Origin of the sequence: Corynebacterium belfantii, assembly GCF_041898185.1 — a bacterium.
GTDB classification, from domain to species: domain Bacteria; phylum Actinomycetota; class Actinomycetes; order Mycobacteriales; family Mycobacteriaceae; genus Corynebacterium; species Corynebacterium belfantii.
In genome coordinates, this window is sequence record NZ_CP157823.1 from 832,610 (window position 1) to 855,134 (window position 22,525).

Here is a 22,525-nt window from a genome sequence, read left to right on the forward strand (position 1 = left end):
GAAGCAATGGCAGTAAATGCAGCGATTGCTAACGCATGGATCAGTATCGTTCCTGACACCTCGGGAATCGCACCAGGAATTAAATCAGCGCTAAGCAACCTCGACTCGGTGGGCAAGTCTGCTGGGCAAGGCCTCGGGTCTAGCATGGCCGGTGGCTTGTCCAAGGAGATGTCGAAGAACGCCACCGGTGCTGGCAAGGACGCTGGCGCGGCGCTGGGTAAGGCTATGGACGATGCGATGTCTAAGGCGGCATCGCACCTTGGCAACAGTGCCGATGATGGGCTGAAGAAAGCAGCGCGTAAGGCCGGCACTGGGTTTGGCGCTGAGCTTAACGACGCTGTTGAGAAGTCAACGAGCGGGTTAGGTCGCACCCTTGCCTTCGGTGGTGTTATTGGTGCTGTTTCGTCGCTGACAACCAGCGCGATCGGCGCTATCCGTGGTCTTGCGGGTGAGGCCGTAGCAGCGTCCGACGCTACGGATAAGTTTAAGAAGACACTGGATTTCGCAGGTCTTGATATCGGAAAAATTGACGAGCTGACGGTTAAAGCCCGCGCCTATGCCGATGCTACCGTGTATGACCTTGGCGATATTCAGAACATGGTCGCACAGCTCGCAGCTAACGGTGTGAAAGACTACGACCAGCTTGCAGAAGCCGCAGGCAACTTGAACGCTGTCGCCGGTGGCAATGCTGAAACGTTCAAGTCTGTGGGCATGGTGATGACCCAGACCGCAGGTCAGGGGAAGCTCACCACGGAGAACTGGAACCAGCTGACTGATGCTATCCCCGGTGCTTCTGGAAAAATTCAAGAAGCCCTGCTGAAAGCCGGCGCGTTCACAGGTAATTTCCGTGACGCGATGTCTGATGGCGAAATCACGGCTGAGGAATTCAACGCAGCGGTGATGGAGATTGGTTCGCAGCCAATCGCAGTGGAGGCGGCCAAATCCACCGAGACTTTCGAAGGTATGATCGGCAACCTTCAAGCTGCGATTACGGGCAATTTGGCTGATGCGATGAATCAGTTGAAGCCGGAGATCGGGGCGCTGGTCAACGGGTTTACTAAGGTATCGGAGTCTGCCCTTCCGAAGGTTGTTGATGGCATCAAGTTCATGGCGGACGCGCTGTCCCAGACGAAGATGTTCTTGAAGGAAAACCATGATTGGCTTGTTCCTGTTGCTGCTGCGGTAGGGACACTGACCGGAGCGCTGACGCTGCTTGTCGTGCAGCAGAAAGCATTTGCATTTTACCAGTCGGTTATGGCTGCTGGTGGGATAATTAAGTGGTTCCAAGAGTTGACGAACGTCACGAAGGCTCAAGCTGCGGCACAGACGGTTCTTAACGCTGTGACTGCTGCAAATCCGTTCGCGCTTATTGCGATTGCTATTACCGCGCTTGCTGCTGGCCTGTATGTGTTTTTCACGAAGACAGAGACCGGACGGGAACTGTGGCAGAAGTTCACTGACGGACTAAAAGCAGGGTGGGAAGACATCAAAGATGCCTTTAACAGTGGGGTTGAGTTTGTTACTGGTCTTTGGGATGGACTTGTTACGAAGATCCAGTCTTTTTCTGGTTTTTTTGATGCCTTAAAGGTTGCTTTCTCTACGGGGTGGCAAATAATCAAAGACATATTCGCTACTGCTTGGCTAGCGCTTGTGGCCGTGTTCACTGGCCAGTGGAATGAAATCCCTGAGATTATCTCTGCCGGGTGGGCGGCGATAAAGGCGCATTTTTCCGATGGTGTTGAACGGGTCAAAACATTTGTTGTCGATATGGCCGCAAACCTGTTTTCCAAATTCTCGGATATTAGAAGCGGTACTGTGGCTAAAGTTTCAGAGCTCGTCGAGGCAGTTAAACAGAAGTTCTCCGATATGCGTGAAAACGTTGTTGGAACAGTCAAGGAACTGCCTGAGAAGATTAAGGGATTTTTCTCTGACGCCGGAAAGTGGCTGGTTAACGCTGGCCGTGACGTGCTCAACGGGCTGTGGGACGGCCTTAAACAAAAATGGGCAGATGTTAAAAACTGGCTTGGCGGTGTGAAAGACCACATCACTGGTGTGTTTAATCGTGCCTCGTCCGGGGCGCGTTCACAGATCGGTGTGGCGCACGCTAACGGCAGTGTGGTTCGCTACTACGCCAACGGTGGGATGGAGAAACATATTGCTCAGATTGCGCCTGCTGGTTCGTGGCGTGTGTGGGCTGAGCCAGAAACCGGCGGCGAAGCCTATATCCCGTTGGCACAGTCGAAGCGTGCTCGGTCAACGGCGATTCTTGCCACGGTCGCGGACAAGTTCGGGCTCACGCTGACGGGCCGCGATGGGCAGGCGTTACCTGCTTCTGCTGGCCGGTATGTGGCTGCGTCGGGCAATGCGTTCGCTAACGGTGGCATTGTATCCCCCGATGATCTGCTTCGTTTTGCCAAAGGCCAAACAGTGAACGGTGTATCTGCTAGCCGCTCGCTTGAGGGCGCCCCATATGCGTGGGGAGGGTCGAACTGGGGTGATTGCTCTGGTGCGATGAGTCAGTTCGCGGCTGCTGCTAGTGGTGCCGCTGATTGGCTCACTCGAAAGTTTGCGACCATGTCCCAAGGGGCGTGGGCACGTGCCAATAATTTCAAGTCCGGTCTTGGTTCTGGTGCTCGCTTTGCTATGGGCTTCTTCAACGGCGGGCCTTATGGTGGGCATACTGCTGGAACGATCTTCTGGGCTGACGGCAGCCGCGTCAACGTCGAAATGGGCGGCGGTCGAGGCAATGGCCAGATTGGCGGCGCTGCGGCGGGTGCTGATGCCCCGCAGTTCACTGATAGGTATTGGATCCCCTTGGCTGGTGGGGTAGGTGGTCAGTTTGATCAGATCGCTTCCACGTCTGTTGATGGTGTTACAACCGATTCTGGGGCGAAGATTGACTGGGGTGAAGCTGACTCGCTGGCTTCGGCGTGGGAGTCGGAGAATAAACGGCGGGCACGTATCAACAAACTGGGCCTGCCGTTTAAGGTTTATGACACCGGCGGTATCCTCGGACACGGTGGGGTAGCGATGAACCTTTCCGGTAAACCGGAGGTCATCATCAACAACAACCAACTGTCGGCTATCAATAAGCTGGCTAATAACGTTGGTGCGTTGGTGCAGCGTATCGGTTCGAGTATTGGCGCTTTTGGTGCCACGGCTGGGATTAAAGATGTGCTTGGTGTGGCGAAGATGGCCGGTTTTGGCCAAATCGTTGAGTACATTGAGCCGACTGTCAACGCGTTTGAGAAGCTGCAAGACTCGCTAATTGTTCAGCAGGATGCCGCGTCGGCTGTTGTGCAAGCTGAGGGTAATTTGTCGGCTGCGCGTAAAAATGGTGATGTGGCTGCGGTTGCTCAGGCTGAGCAGGATTTGGCTAAGGCGCGTGGCGTTGCTATGCAGGCCGCTAAGGCTACTGGTCTTGCCCAGATTGAATTGATGGTCACGATTGCTCAGGCAATCGGCAAGATTTTCAAGAAGATTTGGGAAGGCCAGGTCAAGGCCCAAGTTGGTGTGAAAAACGCCATCGCCGATTCGCTCAAGGCGGTACAGGAGTGGGGTGCCCTAGTGGCACAGCAACGTGAAACCGTCTCCAAACTGCAGCAACAGGTCGTGAATGCTCAGATTGCGTTAACAAAGGCAACATGGAGTACACGTCTGGCTCAAGCCGATCTTGCGCGCACACAGCTTGAGGGAGTTAAGTCGGTAGCACAGGCTGAGGCTAAGCTCCAGGCTGAACGTGATCGCTTGGCCCGTAAGGGGTCTATGCATTGGAATGATATGTCCCTCGCATATGATCGCTACCGCCATGCGGAACGCCAGGGGATGGCTGACCGTCTCGGTGATTATGTTCGGGCCACGCCGGAAATTCTGGCGCTTGAGCATGAAGTTAATGCTGCGAAGCTTTCCGCCATGGCGAAGCAGTATAAGGCTGCGTTGGCGGGGCTTGAGGCTTCACACGCTCAGCAGATGGCTGCATTGAATTTGGCACAGTCGCAGTTGCAGTTGGCTCAGCAGTCGGCGCAGTTGGCGCAGATGCAAAAGTCCTATTTTGGGATGAGTCAAGGCGGTGCGTTGACTGGCGCTAATACTGCGAGGTTGTACGAGGAGAAGGCTAAAGCTGAAGGTAGAGCGAATCGTGGTTTCTTTGGCTGGTTAGGATCGTTCTTGACGAATCCTCTTGGCACGTTGAAGTACGCGTTTGGTGGAGGCAAGAAGGCTGATGCTGATTATGCGCGGTTCTTAAATTCTGAGATCGCACGCCGTACTGCTGCTGGCAAGGGCCTCTCACAGACGATGGATCCTGCTTTGGAAGCGCAGGTTCGCAAGCTCTTTGCGATGGGGCTTAACGAGCAGGCGCAGAATCTGATCCGGTCGTCTGCACTTGGTGCACCGCAGCGGGCTTTGGACGAGGCTAAAGAAGATCAAATGCTGCTAGCTATGAAGCAGCAGGAAGAGGCGCTGAAAGCTTCTCAGAAGCGGCTTGCCGCGTTGGCTGAGTTTGAAAAGAAGGCTCAGTCGCTTCGTGAGAAAGCAGCAGCTGCTGAAGCTGGCGCAGCGTCACACCAGTATTCGGCTGACGCTTTGCGTGAGAAGAATCCTGCTGTTAAGGCGGCAACGGAGGCTCTGGCGCGGTTCGAGGCTGGTCGGGCGCGTGATTATGCGGCGTCTGCTCGCGGTGAGAAGACGGTTCTTAACCTGACGGTCCCCGAGCAGGAGTTGTACACCAAGGAGCAGTTTGATGCTTTATTGAAGATGGTGGAAAAGATTCCTGGCATTGAACTTCGGTTGAAGCGGATTGAGGCGCCAAGGCGCCCGTCTGCTTCTGAGGTGATGGCGGGGACTGTCTTGTAGGTCGCTCAGATGAGAGGTGTAGATAGTGTCAAAAACATTGGTGTGGGTTGGTGCAGATGGGGTCGAATGGCCTTTGACCGGTGCTGAAATCCGAGGTGTTTTTGTGGAGTCCCGTACCGTTGGTGATTTCACTGGAGTACGTGAGATCACGTCTACATCTCTCATTGGGGTTACTGGTGAACGTGTTGGTGCCCACGACGGGGAAATCAAACCGATTGAGTTTGAGCTTGGGCTGGTGTTTTCTTCGGCTACGAAGTTTGGACATCATGGCGACCCGTCCGAGCTTTTTCATGACTTTTGTAGGGGGTGCTCCTCTCGCAAGAAGGGGTATTTGAAGATTGTGGATACGTTGCATCCTACGGTGGGTTTGCCGTGTGTGGTTTTGAAGGTGCCCGTGCTGGAGCAAATCAATAAGCGCCAGGGGGCGTTTCGTGGGGTGTTTAAGTTTTATTGTGATAGCGGGTTGTGGGTGGTTCCACTTTCGGAGGGGACGCAGCGTATTGTCACTGTGACGAATTTTGGTGAGTCTACGATATACCCGAAAATCAGGTGGAAGGGGCTAGGCGGCGAAGTACAAACCCCATCGGGTTCAACTTTCATTCTCCCACGCGTGGATGATTGGCGTGTTGTGTCGCTGGTTCCTAAAGGCTCTGGCGAAGTACTTGATCTTGCTGGGGTTCTTGATGAACCACTGTGGAAGAAGATTCGTGGGCAGGTTGTTTTTGAGGGGGTGCCCGTGGATGCTAAGCGCACGTATATGATTCCGGAGGGTGCTGAGCTTATTTGGGAAGTGGGGGTTTTGTCACCATGGCTGTAGATAAGTTTTGGGAGCAGGTACAAAAACACAGTGCCCAGAAGATCAAAGATGAAGGCCGGTGGGTGTGCCTCGCTGATGAGAATTGGAAGCCTATTTGCGATATGCCGACGTTGATTGATTGCAATGCACGTTCGGTACGTCTATCGGCTTCGGATATTGAATTGTCTACGCCCGCTTCGTCGAATGGTATCCCGCATATGGTGGTGGATGAGCTTATCGCCGAGAATCTTGGGGTATTTTCGGAGCGGGGAACGATTGAGCCGAATATGTCCGCAGCGCGAAATATTATTGTGCAGACGGCTGGTAGCCGTTCCCGACAGGCGTATTTTATTTCTCATACGCTTGCTTCTGGGCGGGGGGACGTTCCGGAGACTATTGCCCCTTCTGGTCAAGATTTGATTGGGTTGTTGGATGTTACGCCGTGCCCGTCAGTTCCTCGCAAGTGGGGTAAGGAGCCTATGAAATGGTGGGAGCAGGACGCTGGGGGTAGGTATTCGAAGCCACGTTTTTATGGTGCTGTGGAGATGGCTGATTCTTTGGACGGTTACACCATGAATGGCCCTGCCGTGCAGGTTATTAAGACGTTGGTGCAAGATTCTGTTGATGCATTGTGTAGGCAGATGGGGTGGGATAAACCCCATATTGTTGTTGACTGGTCAACATCAGATGAGTCGGATGAGATTTTCATCCGACTGAGCGATCAGACTGTGTGGGGGGCTATTGCCGACCCCGCACGTATTAGTGGAGTGACTGTCACAACGTGGCTATGGTTCCCCGGTGATGATCCTATTTTGGTGCGCCCAGCATACAAACAAGAACCTGTTTTGAGGTCTTTTGACCATCCTATTTGTGTAGTGCGTGTCGAAAAGTCTAGGGAGATCGAGTAATGCCTTTACCTGCGCTTATTGCCGACGGCGGCGAGTTGACTGTTGTGCGCCGGCTTGCCTTTTTTGTTTATGGTTACTGGGATGTTGATTGGCCTGACGATTTTGAACCCCCCAAACTTGAGGAAGGGTTACGCCTCGGCTATGTAGGACGGCTGAACGAGTCTGATCCTGGTCTTTCAGCGCGTCGTTTTATCCGTGAAGACGTTTCCATCACGGCAACTAACGGCCATGCTGAACCACTCGAGTTGGGCACATCGAACGTTGAAGAAATTTTTGACACTGCGGTCTCTAAGGCTAGTGGCGAGGTCTTTTTCGAGAAGGACATCACGAATGCTGGCCTTGGCAGGCTTCGCCCTTTGACTGATTTTTTCGTAGGCGATCGCGTCCCCGTATTTCTATGGGGGCGTATTTTGACCGGACAGCTAATTACTGCGATTGATTGTATTGGCACGGCGACGGAGCCTGTCGGCTATCGCGTACACGTTGGTGGCCAGGTTTTGGGCGATGCGGTTGCCCGCGCACGCCAAAAGAAGGATATGCAGCGTGATATTGCTGCGGAACGTCGTGCACGTTTGCGCGATGTGGGTGGGGTGTCGTCGGCGGCGTCCGCAGCCAAGGATGCAGCAAAGGTTGCTGATCGGAAGGCCGAGGGCGCTGACGCGAAAGCGGTAACAGCGCAGGAAACTGCCGAGGACGCTCTGGCGAAGTGGCGGCAGCAAAAAGACCAGCTGGATAAAGTCCAATCTGAGCTGATCCGCAAGAACACTGAATGGAACCGGCTCCAAGACGTAGGCTTGAAAGAATTGGAATCACAGCAAGCGGCGATGAAAAGATACGTCGAGCTGAGCAAGCCGGGTATGGTGACTGCGGATTCGTGGACTCCGGTGCAGGCTGGCCCTGTACAGGTCTCATACCCCGCACGGAATAGAATCCAGCTCTACCTCAGGCCCTCCAATACTGTCGTGGGCGCGTCGGTGCTAGGAGTAGCACGCGTCAAAGCCTTGTCCGGGTATTCATCCTCATTCACGGTGGAGATTAACGCCGGCGAAACGGTAACCCCCCGCGTAGGAAGCTTTGAAGCTTTCCAACAAGTGTCGGTCACAGTACACCCGATCGTCGATTTCGCAGCGATTTTGAAAGAAGAACGAAGAAAGAGAGGACTACAACAATAATGCCTGCTGTTCAAGGAAAATTATCCACGATCACCAATCAGCCCTCAAGGATTAAGGAGGTGTGGCTGCGCCCTGCTGCCACCCGCCCGGGGGATGGTGAGTTGATTGTGGATGAGCCGGTGCGCATCACTGTCGATGAGCATGGTGAGTTCACGGCGACTATCGCGCCGGGTGCTGCTGTGCTGGTGTTGATTGGCACGGATTTTATGGCCCGTGAATCGATCCCTCTACTGATCCATGAGGGTACTGCCACGATTCGGCAGGCGGTGGAGGATGCGAAAGATTTCACCCCTGATGTGCATGACAGGCTAGCGGAGTTGGCTGATCAGGTGGCTCGTGGTGTGAAATCCACGGGTGAGGCGGTGAAGTCTGTGGCTGCTGATCGTGAGAAGGTTGAGGCTGCTGCGGAGGCTGTGGAGGCCTCGTCGGCTGCTGCGAAGGCTGCTGAGGCCTCGGTATCGTCGGCGTGGCAGCAGGTCAAGGCTCGGCTTGCTCAGTGGGAGGAACGCGTCCAGCAGCTTGATAGGTGGCAGCCACAATACGAGTGGTTGAAAGAGCATGCTGAGACTTCTTTTGCTGTGGTGCAAGAAAAGATCACCCAAGCCACACAGCAGATCGTGTCGCAGGTCAGGAGTGATGCTGAAGCGGTCAGGCGGGATGCTGCGACGGCGGGGCAGCATTCTTTGAAAGCGCAGGCCGCGGCGAAAACAGCAGAATCCGTAGCAACGTCGGCGGTCGATGCTGTGGTGAAAAAAATTCTTGACGGTGCACCACAAGCCTATGACACGCTGAAAGAGGTTGCGGACGAGCTTGCGTCTCAGAAGAGTGTTGCGGCCGCGCTGATCAATCAGCTTTCCGAGAAAGCGTCACAAGCGGAGGTGGCGACGCTTGCCCAGAAAATCACGAATTTGGGTATTGATGGGGTTCGTGGGTTGGCTGAGGCTTTGGCCGGTAAGGCAAGTTCCTCGCACACCCACAACAAGGGTGAGATTACAGGGCTTGAAGACGATCTAACTAAGGTTAGTCAGCTGGAAGAGAAGTATTCCACGATTGAGACTGAGATTGGTAAAAAGGCTGGAAAAGACGAGATTGCCGGCATGGCCACCAAGTCCGAGGTACAGAAGCTACAGGACGCGGTGAACGCTGCCCCGAAGATCCAGGTGGTTTCGAGTATGCCGAAGCGTCCAGATCACAATACTATCTACGTGGTTCGGTGATTGGTGATGGGTGGTATGAAAGTCGGGGGTGAGACCCCCAGAGAAATTTTCTACGGGAGCACTCCGGTAAAAGAGGTGTACTACGGCGATACGAAGGTCTGGCCCGAGATCACAGAATGGGAGCTCGGAAAGTACTATAACCCCGGTGATGTAGTCGAGTATAACGGTGGGGTTTACCGATCCGTGAGGGCCCATGCTTCAACCCGACTAAGGTCACCCCAAAACCCGGTGTACTGGAAATACCTTGGACGGGCGTAAGACCCGAACCCGGAAACGTCGTTTTTCTGTGGCTGAGGATCGACATTGAGTTATCCCCGCACCCGCATAGGGTGCATTTTTTATGCCCCCACCAATCCGGTGAGGGCTTTCTGTATGCCCAAGGAGCATAAAAATTGACGCTATTTGGCATAGACGTCTCCGAACACCAGTCGGGGATGAACCTGCTGCGTGCGGTGCGCGAATCCGATTTGTCTTTCGTGATCATGCGGACAAATGACGGCGATTATAGGGATCGCTGCTATCGCTCGCATGTGGATGATGCACGCAGGAGTACCGCAGCTCTCGCCGCCTACACCTACCTGCGTAACCCCAGTGAGGGTTCCACGCTAAAAGCACAGGTGGATACGGCTCTAGCTGTGATGGGGGATCGCTGGCGGCTACCGATATGGCTGGACTGCGAGACAAACGCGGGGCTGACCATGGGGCATATCCGTGAGGTGAAGCGCCTCTTTGAGGCTGCTGGGATCACGGTGCTGGGGGTTTATTCCTATTGGCCGTGGTGGCAGCAGCACGGGGGCGACACCACCGAATTCGCACACCTGTGGGGTGCCGCATATCCGCGCACCAGCACGCTTCCACACACCGAATTGTATGGCGGCGACCAGCACCCCCAGTGGGATAAGTCCATGGGTGGCCGTCCCGTTGAGCTGTGGCAGTACGCGTCATCTGCGCTGGTATCCAGCTGGGTACGTGGCGTGGACGCTAACGCGTTTCGCGGCGATGTCACCCGCCTACAAGCACTTTTCAATAGTAGAAAGGAGGCGGTCGTGGAGAAAGTCCTCGACTACCCACGCTCACAAATCACACAAGACACCGGCTACTACTGTGGTCCTGCATCCACTCAGACAGTGGTGGCAGCGGCCACGGGGAAGATGATTCCCGAATCTGAGCTGGCTAGGAAACTCGGCACCACAATCAACGGTACCGACTACATTGGACAATTCCCAGCAGTGCTCAACGCGCTTGTCGAGGGTGGGGAATACACTCACCGTGACGTAGGTGCATACCCCAATCAGGAAGCAAAGAACGTCATCTGGGGTGAGATCACCAACTCAATCAACGCCGGTCGCGGTGTCATCGCAAACATCGTGGCCCCACCATCAAACTATCCCAAGGCGGTTCCCCCGTCCACGATCAGCCCCACCTACGCCGGCGGAACCGTCTACCACTACATCGCGGTGATGGGCTACTCCGACGCGGGCGGCCGCAGACTCTGGATCGCCGACTCGGGCTTCTACCCCTACGGATACTGGATCGGCTTTGATCAATTCTGCACGCTGATCGTCCCCAAGGGGTACGCCTATTCAAAGACAAAAATCCGGATCAAGCAGGAAAAACATATGGATATTGATCTTCAGAAACTCACTTTTGAGCAGCTCGCAGGCGCGGGCCGCGACAACAAAGGCAATCCCACTTTCAACGGCTGGGACATGGAAAGTCTCAAGGGCATTGCTGAGAAAAAGCTCGCTGAAAAGGGCTCGCTGACACTTGTGGAAATGCTGGTCATGGTCTTTTTCGCCCAGCTTGAGCAAGGCGAGGCCATTAAGCGTATCAACGCACAATTGGAAGGAAAATAACTGTGAAAAAGTTTAATGTCAAGTCCGCGTGGGTTCAGCGTAAGCTCATCTACGGTGCGCTAGCCGTCGCACTCGGCGTGGCCGTCGCTTTCGGGATCATCACCCAAGAGCAGGCAGACGGGGTGACCGCTAACCTCGATTCGATTATCGGTGTGCTCGCGTCATTGTCTTTGGCGCTTGCGTCTGCGAAAACCCACGAAGGGTCTGATGACAAGACCACAAAAGGCGATCTAGACGCGGCGCTCAAGAAGATTGACCGTCTATCCGAGGCTGTACAAAACGTTGTCAACAACGCCGGACGGGGCGACGAGCCGAGGCCAGAAACACCCGGCGCGCCGTTCGGATCTATCTACCCACAGGGGTGAGTGGTATGCAGTTTCTTGGTAGGGCGGTGCGGTCTACGCGTGCTGGTCTGCTGATTTTGGCGACCTCTGCGATGCTGCGCGCCTACTCGTACACACCGTGGAAGGTTAATCAACAACGATCTCCGGTGCACTGGCTCGAGTCGTTGACAACCCCGGTGGTATGGGGCGGGGTCTGGGCTGTCATTGCCTTTATGCTGGTCGTGGCTATTTTTTGCCAGAGGGTCATACCTGTGGCTGTTGGCTTGATCGTCTCTATGCATGCCGCGTGGTGTCTGTCTTTTACGTGGCAGACGCTGATTGGTGAGTCTCCTAGGGCGTGGGTGACTGCGATTAGCTATGGGTCGACCTCGCTGCTGGTGCTGTGGGCGTTTTCTCGCGCCTACCCCACGGTGAGGATTGATCTGGGTGATCGGAGGGAGGATCCCCGTGGAGGAGTTGACTAACCCGATCCTGAATTTTCTGCTCGGTGGTGGGCTGGTCGCGATCATTGGATATTTCACGGCCCGTGTCACAGCACGCGCCCAAAAGGAATCCGCTGAGGTGGAGGCTAAGGGCCCTGAGTGGCAGGCATATGTGCAGGAGATGAAAGATTGGACGAATGCTCAGCTGAAAGAACGGGATGTTTTGATCTCGAAACTTGAGGTGGAGGTGGGGGAGCTGCGGGAAAAACTGGAGGTGTGGAAAAGCCGCTACTATGCGGCGATTCACTACATCCGTACCCTGCATTTGAGTTTTCCCGATTCCCGCACGATGCACCCCGTCCCCGATGAGCTGGAACAAGACTTCTAAAAATAAGCCCCCTACTGGCGTAACTGCTGGTAGGGGGTCTTTTCTGCGTTTTACAGCTTCCGCACGGTGGGGCGTACTGGGGCATCCTCGGGGCCTTTCATAAAAGGCTGAATGAAAAGTGGTTTACGCTCCCCGCCGCTTTCGCTGCTGCAACTGTCCAAGATTAGGCTCCGCGGGGATCATGGAAATGAAAAGGTCGCGGAGTTCTGATGGGGTGCCGGTCCATGTCTCGTGGTCGGTGTGGATGCTGATTTTATTGCTCATGCCTAGAGCGTAGGCGCGACCGCGATATGTATATAGATGTATGTCGGTTGCGCATGTGCTTGGCACGGATTTGGCACGAAGGTCGGGCATCACAAAAGTTGAAGATGACTACCTGCGCGAATGTCTAAAATTCATGGAATCCCGGCAGCTCCACTATTAGGACGCTCATTTTGTATCAAAATGAGCGTCCGTTTTGTTGCCTGAGCGATGGGCGTTTTGGCTTGTCAAAGCGGGTTTTTGGGGTGTAAGAGTTGCTTTCCCTTAGACTGGCCGGCTTCGGTTATCGACGAGTTTCGCTGTTCGTGGAGGTGTGTAGGCTCGATTCAGGCTGAACCGCTAAAAAGTATGGCGGCCGCTAAAAAGTGTGCCTGGCGCTAAAAAGTGTGCCTGGCGCTAAAAAGTGTGCCTGGCGCTAAAAAGTGTGCCTGGCGCTAAAAGGTTCGCGGTTTAGAGGGCTGAATCGTATAAATGGCTAGGCTTCTGTGCTCATATCGCCGTCATCTTCGTGATTTTTGACTTGGTGGCGGAGTTCCCAGTAGAGAAGGTAGTGGGGTCATTCATGCATCGATACACGGCCAGCCCTAGGGATCCTTAACCGAGGTCGAGTTTGCCACCATGAACTGGGTTCACTGGTGGAATGCCACACGCCTCCACAAACCCCTCGGGCACCGAACCCCCGTTGAGATTATAAACAGTTACAATCAGACCCATACCACAAAGCTGGCACCTATTTAGGAAGCGGAACAAAACCTAGGACTCTTTAGCGTGAAGTGCCCTAGGTTTTGTTCCGTTTGAGTAGATGGGAAAATCTGGACCATGCCAAGAAAATTTGACCAGGATGCCAAGGATCGGGTGGTCCGTCTTGTTGAAGATCGCATTGTGGCAGAAAACATGTCGATACAAGCTGCCTGCCAGGCTGTGGTCCCAAAACTGGGCGTGTCGTGGCATACAGCCCGGCAGTGGACTCAGGCAGCTCGCCGCAACGGACACGCCCCCGAACGCCTGCCGGAGGATTTGGCCGCCGAAAACGCCAGGCTGCGCCGGGAGAATCAGGAACTCCGCGATACCAACGAGCTATTGAAAGCTGCATCGGCTTTTTTCGCGTCAGAACTCGGCCCAAAACGTTAAGAAATGATCCAGTTCATTGATACATATCGGGATCGTTTCACAGTCGAGTTCATCTGTACGACGTTGAAGCGCAATCGCGAAGGAGGCTTCATCTCCTCGCGTGGCTACCGTCAATCCAAAGCTCGTGGACTTAGTTCGCGGAGTCTGCGTGATGCTGCCCTGATTGAGCACATCTGTGTGGTCCATGCCGAAAACTACGGCGTCTACGGTGTACGGAAAATGTGGCACGCCCTTCGCCGCGAAGGTATCGGTGTTGGCCGTGAACAGACTGCCTGGTTGATGCGTTTGGCAGGAGTATCCGGCAAAGGTAAAGGTGGAGCGCCGATCACGACCCGCAAATCCAAGTCGCAGGATCTTCACCCTGATTTGGTCAACCGCGAATTCACAGCCTCCGGGCCGAACCGGTTGTGGGTGGCGGATATTACGTATGTGCGAACGCGTAAAGGATTCGTCTACACCGCGTTTGTCACTGACGTGTACTCTCGACGGATCGTTGGGTGGGCACTATCGGACTCGATGCGTACCGAGGCGTTGCCGCTGCAGGCACTCAATCAAGCGATCGAGTGTGCTGAGGAAACAACAGGTCTCATTCACCATTTAGATCACGGCTCGCAGTACGTCAGCGTTGTCTACAACGAGCGGCTTGCTCAGCACGGGATTGCCGCTTCTACTGGGACAGTTGGCGACTGCTATGACAATGGTCTGGCTGAAAACGTTAACGGCCCCTCACAAGAACGAGCTGATCCACACTCGCAGGTGGAATGACGTTGTTGAGGTCGAGATTGCAACGTATGAGTGGGTCAATTGGTGGAATGAGTCCAGGCTCCATCAGCGGCTGGAATACCGTACCCCGGCCGAGGTCGAATCAGAGTTTTGGGAAAGTCACCCGGTCCAAGAAAGAATAGAAAACAAGGCAAATGCCTAGGAACAAAACCCAGGGCACTTCAAAGTGACAGCCTTACTCGGGCGAAATGGTGCTGGGAAATCTACACTTTTCCGACTGCTTGCCGCATCGTGGAAGCCGAGCGCTGGAACCCTTACTCTCGACGGTAAACCGTATAGCTATGCTCGCTCGGGTCGAAACAGCATATGGCGAAATGTGCAGTTGGTTTTGCAGGAGCCCGATCACCAAATCTTTGCTACATCTGTTCGTGTTGAAGTCTCCTATGGTCCAATCAACCTGGGATTAGCGCCTGAAGAGGTCGAAATTCAGGTGCATGAAGCAATGGTTGCTACGGGTATTGACTAGTTAGCAGATAGAGCCCCGCATCATTTGTCTTTCGGTCAGCGTAAACGAGTGGTCCTAACAGGAGCGCTAGCAATGCGGCCTCGTATTTTGCTTCTCGACGAACCCTCCGCGGGCCTTGATCCCCGTAGGTACTGCAGAAGTAGTGAAGGTGATTAACCAGCTTCGTGACGACGGCATCGCGGTTGTGGTGTGTACCCATGATGTAGATCTTGCCTATCAAGTAGCCCAAAAAGTTGCGATCGTTGTCGAAGGGGCAGTCGAGGTTGGTGATCCAGACGCTATGTTGATGAACCACGATTTAATGACTCGCGCTCACCTCAACAGTCCGTGGGCGCCGTTGGTATCGCGCATTGTTGGACACAAAATTCACTCATTGAATGATGCTACAGGCATTGGTCGACTGAAACTCGCTACCTAAACCTGCAGATAGCTCTTCTACCTGCGTGTTTGTGTGTTTGTGTGAACGTGTGTAACTTATAGCGAGTCGCCGACGCTGAGAGGTTGTTCGGATTGGACAAAATTAGAAAAAGTGTTGATCCTGTTTGACTTTATGTTCATCAGGGGTTAACGTTTCATTCACCGCAATGTTCTGGTCATCATTGTGATGGTGGTTGGTGTTGTGTGATTGTGTTGTTTGAGAACTCAATAGTGTGCCAATGTACTTTTGGTTCCCATCTTTTTATGGGGTGGGGATCGGATAAGAAAAAGATATATGCAATGATGATGAACGTGATGTTGTCATACGGCCGGCAAGTGTGCCATGGCTTGTAAATAACATGATGGTTATTGTGAATTGTTGTGTTGGTGGTCATGATTATTTTTCCTCGTCAAAGGGATGATGGCCACGTTTTTGATAGAGCAAATCATTATTTTTTATTTTTTTGCCAGTCGCAGGCAATGTTGTGTTGTTTGTGGTGGTTTTTAGCCAGTTGGTTGGGCTTGTTCCAGCTTAAAAGGGTTGGTCTTTTGACTGATTTTTTATGGAGAGTTTGATCCTGGCTCAGGACGAACGCTGGCGGCGTGCTTAACACATGCAAGTCGAACGGAAAGGCCTAGCTTGCTAGGTACTCGAGTGGCGAACGGGTGAGTAACACGTGGGTGATCTGCCTCGTACTTCGGGATAAGCCTGGGAAACTGGGTCTAATACTGGATAGGACCATGCTTTAGTGTGTGTGGTGGAAAGTTTTTTCGGTACGAGATGAGCCCGCGGCCTATCAGCTTGTTGGTGGGGTAATGGCCTACCAAGGCGTCGACGGGTAGCCGGCCTGAGAGGGTGGACGGCCACATTGGGACTGAGATACGGCCCAGACTCCTACGGGAGGCAGCAGTGGGGAATATTGCACAATGGGCGCAAGCCTGATGCAGCGACGCCGCGTGGGGGATGACGGCCTTCGGGTTGTAAACCTCTTTCGCTAGGGACGAAGCTTTTGTGACGGTACCTAGATAAGAAGCACCGGCTAACTACGTGCCAGCAGCCGCGGTAATACGTAGGGTGCGAGCGTTGTCCGGAATTACTGGGCGTAAAGAGCTCGTAGGTGGTTTGTCGCGTCGTCTGTGAAATTCCGGGGCTTAACTCCGGGCGTGCAGGCGATACGGGCATAACTTGAGTGCTGTAGGGGAGACTGGAATTCCTGGTGTAGCGGTGGAATGCGCAGATATCAGGAGGAACACCGATGGCGAAGGCAGGTCTCTGGGCAGTAACTGACGCTGAGGAGCGAAAGCATGGGGAGCGAACAGGATTAGATACCCTGGTAGTCCATGCCGTAAACGGTGGGCGCTAGGTGTGAGGGTCTTCCACGACTTTCGTGCCGTAGCTAACGCATTAAGCGCCCCGCCTGGGGAGTACGGCCGCAAGGCTAAAACTCAAAGGAATTGACGGGGGCCCGCACAAGCGGCGGAGCATGTGGATTAATTCGATGCAACGCGAAGAACCTTACCTGGGCTTGACATATGCAGGATCGGCGTAGAGATACGTTTTCCCTTGTGGTCTGTATACAGGTGGTGCATGGTTGTCGTCAGCTCGTGTCGTGAGATGTTGGGTTAAGTCCCGCAACGAGCGCAACCCTTGTCTTATGTTGCCAGCATGTTATGGTGGGGACTCATGAGAGACTGCCGGGGTTAACTCGGAGGAAGGTGGGGATGACGTCAAATCATCATGCCCCTTATGTCCAGGGCTTCACACATGCTACAATGGTCGGTACAACGCGCTGCGAGCCTGTGAGGGTGAGCGAATCGCTGAAAGCCGGCCTCAGTTCGGATTGGGGTCTGCAACTCGACCCCATGAAGTCGGAGTCGCTAGTAATCGCAGATCAGCAACGCTGCGGTGAATACGTTCCCGGGCCTTGTACACACCGCCCGTCACGTCATGAAAGTTGGTAACACCCGAAGCCAGTGGCCTAACCTTTGTGGGAGGAGCTGTCGAAGGTGGGATCGGCGATTGGGACGAAGTCGTAACAAGGTAGCCGTACCGGAAGGTGCGGCTGGATCACCTCCTTTCTAAGGAGTTTTTATTGTTGGGTGACAGTTGTTGCCTGTTGTTTTTTTGTATCCGGGTGGATGCGTGTGACCCATGATGGTTTTTTCTCGCGCTGTGTGGTGTGAGGGTGTTGTGGTTGTTGTGTTTGTGGTTGTTGTGTGTTTTTTCTTGTTTGTGTGTGTTGGTGCGCTGTTGGGTGTCTGGGGCAACGTGGTTGTTCTGGTTGATCACTCACGTGGTTTTGTGTGGTGTGGCTGGTTGTGTGCTGGTTGTGCTGTCATGGGACCTTGTGGTTGGTGTGTTGTGTGAGAACTGTATAGTGGACGCGAGTAATCTTTATTCTTTAATTGTTCTTGGTGTTTTTGTTTGTTACATGTGTGTTGTTTGTGAAGGGCACACGGTGGATGCCTGGGCATTATGAGCCGATGAAGGACGTGTAAGGCCGCGATAGGCCTCGGGGAGTTGCCAATAGAGCGTTGATCCGAGGGTGTCCGAATGGGGAAACCTGGCCATGGTTATGTGTGGTTACCCATCAGTGAATGTATAGCTGGTGTGGGGGTGACGCGGGGAAGTGAAACATCTTAGTACCCGTAGGAGAAGAAAATAATTAATGATTCTGCTAGTAGTGGCGAACGAACGTGGATGAGGCTAAACCGTATGCGTGTGATACCTGGCAGGGGTTGCGTGTGTGGTGTTGTGGGGCGTTGTTGGAGGAGGCTGCCGGCTCCTCGCTTGTGTATGTGTGTGTTAGCGGAAGTGGTTTGGAATGGCCTGCCGTAGTGGGTGAGAGTCCCGTACGTGAAAGTGCATGCATGTGAGTGGATGATGTTCCCGAGTAGCAGCGGGCTCGTGGAATCTGCTGTGAATCTGCCGGGACCACCCGGTAAGCCTAAATACTTATGATGACCGATAGCGGATTAGTACCGTGAGGGAATGGTGAAAAGTACCCCGGGAGGGGAGTGAAATAGTACCTGAAACCGTGTGCTTACAATCCGTCAGAGCCTTTTTTGTGGGGTGATGGCGTGCCTTTTGAAGAATGAGCCTGCGAGTCAGCGGCATGTCGCGAGGTTAACCCGTGTGGGGTAGTCGTAGCGAAAGCGAATCCTAATGAGGGTGTTTGTTAGTGGCATGTTCTGGACCCGAAGCGGGGTGATCTACCCATGGCCAGTGTGAAGCAGCTGTAAGAGGTTGTGGAGGCGCGAACCCACTTAGGTTGAAAACTGAGGGGATGAGCTGTGGGTAGGGGTGAAAGGCCAATCAAACTCCGTGATAGCTGGTTCTCCCCGAAATGCATTTAGGTGCAGCGTTGTGTGTTTCTTGCTGGAGGTAGAGCTACTGGTTGGTTGAGCGGGACTACAATCTTAGCAATGTCAGCCAAACTCCGAATGCCGGTAATGTTAAGCATGGCAGTGAGACTGCGGGGGATAAGCTCCGTTGGTCGAGAGGGAAACAGCCCAGATCGCCGGTTAAGGCCCCTAAGGGTGTACTAAGTGGAAAAGGATGTGGGATCGCGAAGACAGCCAGGAGGTTGGCTTAGAAGCAGCCATCCTTGAAAGAGTGCGTAATAGCTCACTGGTCGAGTGGTTCTGCGCCGACAATGTAGTGGGGCTCAAGTACACCGCCGAAGCCGCGGCAGTCAGCATTTTTTGTTGGTTGGGTAGGGGAGCGTCGTGCACTGCTGTGAAGCACCTGGGTGACTTGATGGTGTGGAGTGTGTGCGAGTGAGAATGCAGGCATGAGTAACGAATGAAAAGTGGAAAACTTTTCCGCCGGATGACTAAGGGTTCCTGGGTTAAGCTAATCTTCCCAGGGTGAGTCGGGACCTAAGGCGAGGCCGACAGGCGTAGTCGATGGATAACCAGTTGATATTCTGGTACCCGTGTATGTGCGCCCAGTGGTGAATCAGTGGTACTAACCATCCATGGATCTTCTGGTCATGCTTTTTGTGTGGTTGGTGGTGATGTGCGTGGGATCTTCGTTGGTAGTAGCCAAGTGATGGGGTGACGCAGTGAGGTAGCTGAGCCATGTAGTGGATTGTGGTGTAAGCGTGTGGCCCGTGGCATAGGTAAATCCGTGTCGCATAGTGGGTGAGGCGTGATGCGTAGACCTTTGTGGTTGATGTTGGTGATCCTGTACTGTCGAGAAAAGCCTCTAGCGAGTGCATATATGGCCCGTACCCATAACCGACACAGGTGGTCAGGTAGAGAATACTAAGGCGATCGGGTGAACTGTGGTTAAGGAACTCGGCAAATTGCCCCCGTAACTTCGGGAGAAGGGGGACCATTGCTGGTGACCGACGTGGTTGAGCTGGTGGTGGTCGCAGAGAATAGAGGGAAGCGACTGTTTATTAAAAACACAGGTCCGTGCGAAAACGTGGAAGTTGATGTATACGGACTGACGCCTGCCCGGTGCTGGAAGGTTAAGAGGACCTGTTAGGGCATTGTTGTCCGAAGCGGAGAATTTAAGCCCCAGTAAACGGCGGTGGTAACTATAACCATCCTAAGGTAGCGAAATTCCTTGTCGGGTAAGTTCCGACCTGCACGAATGGCGTAACGACTTCCCTGCTGTCTCAACCACAGGCCCGGTGAAATTGCAGTACGAGTAAAGATGCTCGTTACGCGCGGCAGGACGAAAAGACCCCGGGACCTTCACTATAGCTTGGTATTGGTGTTTGGTTCGGTTTGTGTAGGATAGGTGGGAGACTGTGAAGTGGTCACGCTAGTGGTTGTGGAGTCGAAAGTTGAAATACCACTCTGATCGGATTGAGCACCTTAACCTTGGCCCATGATCTGGGTTGGGGACAGTGCCTGGTGGGTAGTTTAACTGGGGCGGTTGCCTCCTAAAATGTAACGGAGGCGCCCAAAGGTTCCCTCAGCCTGGTTGGCAATCAGGTGGTGAGTGTAAGTGCACAAGGGAGCTTGACTGTGAGACTGACAGGTCGAGCAGGGACGAAAGTCGGGACTAGTGATCCGGCATCTACTTGTGGAAGTGGTGTCGCTCAACGGATAAAAGGTACCCCGGGGATAACAGGCTGATCTTCCCCAAGAGTCCATATCGACGGGATGGTTTGGCACCTCGATGTCGGCTCGTCGCATCCTGGGGCTGGAGTAGGTCCCAAGGGTTGGGCTGTTCGCCCATTAAAGCGGCACGCGAGCTGGGTTTAGAACGTCGTGAGACAGTTCGGTCTCTATCCGCCGCGCGCGTTGAAACTTGAAGAAGGCTGTCCCTAGTACGAGAGGACCGGGACGGACGTACCTCTAGTGTGCCAGTTGTCACGCCAGTGGCAGGGCTGGTTGGCTACGTACGGGAGGGATAACCGCTGAAAGCATCTAAGCGGGAAGCCTGTTTTGAGATGAGGTTTCTTTTGAGGTTCCCTCTAGACTAGGGGGTTGATAGGCCAGATCTGGAAGCGTAGTAATGCGTTAAGGTGACTGGTACTAATATGACCGAGTAATAACATTGTGTAACGAGCAAAAAGAATAATAAAGCATTATGGACATCTCACCCCTTTTTTTTGTGTGGGTGATGGTTTGAATGAATAAAAGTGTTGCTTGCGTCTGCTGTGCAGTGTCTGGCATGGCATGCCAGTCGCCGTGGGTGGTTGGTTGTGTGTGTTGGTGGTTATTGTGTCGGGGGTACGCCCGGTCCCTTTCCGAACCCGGAAGCTAAGCCCGATTGCGCTGATGGTACTGCACCTGGGAGGGTGTGGGAGAGTAGGTCGCTGCCAACCTAAAACTTAAAAAATAATATGGGGTTGTGGTGGCGTGAAACATTATGTGTGTTTCACACCACCACAACCCCCCTTTTTTGCCCACGCTAAGGGGGGCGGGTTGGTGTTTGTCGTGTTCTCGTGTTCGTGACTACGTAAATCCATGCTCGGGGGCTTGGGTGTGGGTTTGGGGTGTGGGGGTTTTCGTGATCACGGATTCGTGGTCATGGATTCGTGGTGGTGGGTGCGAGAACACGTATAGGACCACCAGGACCATTAGCCCTACGATGCTGAGCTATTGTTTTGCGCGTTGTATCGCGGTGATGAGTGGTTGGATAGCGATGGCCCATCCTGTTTTCCACCCTGTCACACACAGTGTTTTGGCTGCAGAGGACACTGTGATGGTTCTGTCGCGCATTCCTTGGTAGGTGGCGATTGGGCGGTGGGTAGAGTCGTCGAAAAGCATGTGTTCGTAGACTTCGTCGCTTACTACGATGAGGTCGTGGTCGTTGGCTATCGTGCATAGCTCGCGGATCGCTGCTTCGTTGAATATTGCGTCGGTGGGGTTGTGCGGAGAGTTGACGATAATCATTCGGGTGCGCGGTGTAATGGCATCGCGTAGTGCGGATATGTCCAGATCCCAAGAATTATCTTTGGGCGCTAACGGGACTGCGATGCGGTTGGCTCCTGCCAATGCGATCGCGGCTGCATAAGAGTCGAAGTAGGGTTCGAGGACGATCACGTCTTCGTGTGGCTCCACAAGGCCGATAATGGCGGCGGTGAGGGCCTCTGTGGCCCCAACGGTGATAAGGACTTCGGTGTCGGGGTCTACATCCATGCCGTAGTAGTCGCGTTGATGCCTACCAACGGCCTCTCGGAGGACTGGAAAACCCAGTGCTGGCGCATATTGGTTATTTCCCTGTGCGATTTGTTCTCGTGCTATGTCGAGCATTGCTGTGGGGCCGTCGTAGTCGGGAAAGCCTTGTCCTAAATTTATTGCGCCTTGTTGTTGTGCGCGGGCGCTCATAGTAGCAAAAATCGTCTCACCGAATTCGGTGAGACGATGGATTCCAACGGGGTGGGGCATTGAGTTATAACTCCAGTAGATCAAATTTCGTTTCGCGTACTTGATCTAGCTTATTCAGGTTCTTGCTCAATGTGGTCCATTGCTCGGAAGGAATCGTCGATTCTGCCCGATCAATCACTGAGGAATCTGGTGTGGCCCATGCGATAGGCATGGGGGAAATTTGGTCCCATGAGTCTTGGTTCCCCACGGAGCGTTGGCCTGTGACAGCGACTGCGGGGATGCGTGTGCCAACTTTTCGGGTGGCGCCTTCGATGCCTGGGATTGCTGTGATGTTTCGGGTAGCGAGTGCCCATCGGGGTGGAAGTGTGGGGTCGACGTTGGTGTTCACTAGGGCCATGACAACCATGTCACGTGGGTTGATTTCGGCGATCATGGCGGGGACGAGGTCGTATTTGTCGTAGAGGTGCTGGGCGTTTCCAACTTGCTTGGGAACGATAAAGACCATGGCGAGGCTGATGAGTGCCATGATGGCGAAGACCGCTAGGCAGATGATTCCGAATGCTCCACCTAGCCAGAAGTAAAGGCCCACGCCGATGAGGATTTGGATGATGCCAAATAGACCAGCGGAGATCTGGAGGCGTTTGGTGTCTTTGAGCAGTTCGTTGTTTTTGGCGGCAAAGTCGGCGTCGATAGGGAAGGTGAAGTGTGCCATGAT

16 protein-coding genes, 3 rRNA genes and 3 pseudogenes are annotated in these 22,525 nt (G+C 53.8%); 19 read left to right on the top strand and 3 right to left on the bottom strand.

Annotated features, from left to right (window positions below):
* Positions 1–6 precede the first annotated feature (6 nt).
* The 10 genes from ABMV07_RS04395 (at position 7) to ABMV07_RS04440 (ending at position 11,957) form a co-directional block, all read left to right on the top strand.
* Positions 7–4,854 (top strand): tape measure protein, encoded by a 4,848-nt coding sequence (locus ABMV07_RS04395; RefSeq protein ID WP_374064932.1) that lies wholly within the window; start codon positions 7–9, stop codon positions 4,852–4,854.
* A 25-nt stretch (positions 4,855–4,879) separates the two neighbouring features.
* Positions 4,880–5,671, top strand: a complete 792-nt coding sequence (locus ABMV07_RS04400) for a hypothetical protein (protein WP_374064933.1) — start codon at positions 4,880–4,882, stop codon at positions 5,669–5,671.
* The gene (locus tag ABMV07_RS04405) at positions 5,662–6,558 is read left to right on the top strand and encodes a hypothetical protein (RefSeq protein ID WP_374064934.1); all 897 of its coding nucleotides are present in this window, start codon (positions 5,662–5,664) and stop codon (positions 6,556–6,558) included. Before ABMV07_RS04400 ends, ABMV07_RS04405 begins: the two co-directional genes overlap by 10 nt.
* The gene (locus ABMV07_RS04410; protein ID WP_374064935.1) at positions 6,558–7,730 is read left to right on the top strand and encodes a hypothetical protein; all 1,173 of its coding nucleotides are present in this window, start codon (positions 6,558–6,560) and stop codon (positions 7,728–7,730) included. Before ABMV07_RS04405 ends, ABMV07_RS04410 begins: the two co-directional genes overlap by 1 nt.
* Positions 7,730–8,947, top strand: coding sequence for a hypothetical protein (locus ABMV07_RS04415; protein WP_374064811.1), 1,218 nt, complete (start codon positions 7,730–7,732; stop codon positions 8,945–8,947). The genes ABMV07_RS04410 and ABMV07_RS04415 overlap by 1 nt, the downstream gene beginning before the upstream one ends.
* Positions 8,948–8,962: 15 nt before the next feature.
* A complete protein-coding gene (locus ABMV07_RS04420; protein ID WP_374064996.1) occupies positions 8,963–9,205 on the top strand; it encodes a carbohydrate-binding protein in 243 nt (80 codons plus the stop codon).
* Between the two features lie 134 nt (positions 9,206–9,339).
* Positions 9,340–10,803 carry a GH25 family lysozyme gene (locus ABMV07_RS04425; protein WP_181999479.1) on the top strand — a complete coding sequence of 488 codons (1,464 nt, stop codon included), beginning with the start codon at positions 9,340–9,342 and terminating at the stop codon, positions 10,801–10,803.
* Between the two features lie 2 nt (positions 10,804–10,805).
* Positions 10,806–11,168, top strand: a complete 363-nt coding sequence (locus ABMV07_RS04430; protein WP_374064936.1) for a hypothetical protein — start codon at positions 10,806–10,808, stop codon at positions 11,166–11,168.
* A 5-nt stretch (positions 11,169–11,173) separates the two neighbouring features.
* On the top strand, positions 11,174–11,611 hold the full coding sequence (locus ABMV07_RS04435) for a hypothetical protein (protein WP_374064937.1): 438 nt from the start codon (positions 11,174–11,176) through the stop codon (positions 11,609–11,611).
* Positions 11,595–11,957: a hypothetical protein gene (locus ABMV07_RS04440; protein WP_197690050.1), complete on the top strand. Its 363-nt coding sequence runs from the start codon at positions 11,595–11,597 to the stop codon at positions 11,955–11,957. Before ABMV07_RS04435 ends, ABMV07_RS04440 begins: the two co-directional genes overlap by 17 nt.
* Before the next feature lie 123 nt (positions 11,958–12,080).
* On the opposite strand, the gene ABMV07_RS04445 is transcribed toward ABMV07_RS04440, so the two are convergent.
* Positions 12,081–12,221 carry a hypothetical protein gene (locus ABMV07_RS04445; RefSeq protein ID WP_374064938.1) on the bottom strand — a complete coding sequence of 47 codons (141 nt, stop codon included), beginning with the start codon at positions 12,219–12,221 and terminating at the stop codon, positions 12,081–12,083.
* A 615-nt stretch (positions 12,222–12,836) separates the two neighbouring features.
* Here ABMV07_RS04445 and ABMV07_RS04450 point away from each other — a divergent pair.
* From ABMV07_RS04450 to rrf, 9 genes and pseudogenes are all read left to right on the top strand, one after another.
* Positions 12,837–12,956: a hypothetical protein gene (locus tag ABMV07_RS04450; RefSeq protein ID WP_374063925.1), complete on the top strand. Its 120-nt coding sequence runs from the start codon at positions 12,837–12,839 to the stop codon at positions 12,954–12,956.
* A gap of 56 nt (positions 12,957–13,012) precedes the next feature.
* A pseudogene (locus tag ABMV07_RS04455) lies at positions 13,013–13,349 on the top strand (transposase).
* 3 nt (positions 13,350–13,352) lie between these two features.
* Positions 13,353–14,114, top strand: coding sequence for an IS3 family transposase (locus tag ABMV07_RS04460; protein WP_229255043.1), 762 nt, complete (start codon positions 13,353–13,355; stop codon positions 14,112–14,114).
* Positions 14,047–14,274: an IS3 family transposase gene (locus ABMV07_RS04465; RefSeq protein ID WP_229255044.1), complete on the top strand. Its 228-nt coding sequence runs from the start codon at positions 14,047–14,049 to the stop codon at positions 14,272–14,274. The genes ABMV07_RS04460 and ABMV07_RS04465 overlap by 68 nt, the downstream gene beginning before the upstream one ends.
* 24 nt (positions 14,275–14,298) lie before the next feature.
* Positions 14,299–14,754: pseudogene (locus ABMV07_RS04470) on the top strand (energy-coupling factor ABC transporter ATP-binding protein).
* Positions 14,714–15,016, top strand: a complete 303-nt coding sequence (locus ABMV07_RS04475; protein ID WP_162495039.1) for a hypothetical protein — start codon at positions 14,714–14,716, stop codon at positions 15,014–15,016. The pseudogene ABMV07_RS04470 and the gene ABMV07_RS04475 overlap by 41 nt, the downstream one beginning before the upstream one ends.
* Before the next feature lie 559 nt (positions 15,017–15,575).
* Positions 15,576–17,094 (top strand): 16S ribosomal RNA (locus ABMV07_RS04480).
* 357 nt (positions 17,095–17,451) lie between these two features.
* Positions 17,452–20,536 (top strand): 23S ribosomal RNA (locus ABMV07_RS04485).
* 151 nt (positions 20,537–20,687) lie between these two features.
* Positions 20,688–20,804, top strand: a 5S ribosomal RNA gene (gene rrf, locus ABMV07_RS04490).
* Together the 16S, 23S and 5S rRNA genes form the textbook arrangement of a ribosomal RNA operon.
* A 277-nt stretch (positions 20,805–21,081) precedes the next feature.
* On the opposite strand, the pseudogene ABMV07_RS04495 reads toward rrf, so the two are convergent.
* Together ABMV07_RS04495 and ABMV07_RS04500 are read right to left on the bottom strand one after the other, a co-directional pair.
* Positions 21,082–21,870, bottom strand: a pseudogene (locus ABMV07_RS04495) (aminotransferase class I/II-fold pyridoxal phosphate-dependent enzyme); the annotation flags it as partial.
* Between the two features lie 4 nt (positions 21,871–21,874).
* Positions 21,875–22,522, bottom strand: coding sequence for a DUF3239 domain-containing protein (locus ABMV07_RS04500; protein WP_197695170.1), 648 nt, complete (start codon positions 22,520–22,522; stop codon positions 21,875–21,877).
* Positions 22,523–22,525 lie beyond the last annotated feature (3 nt).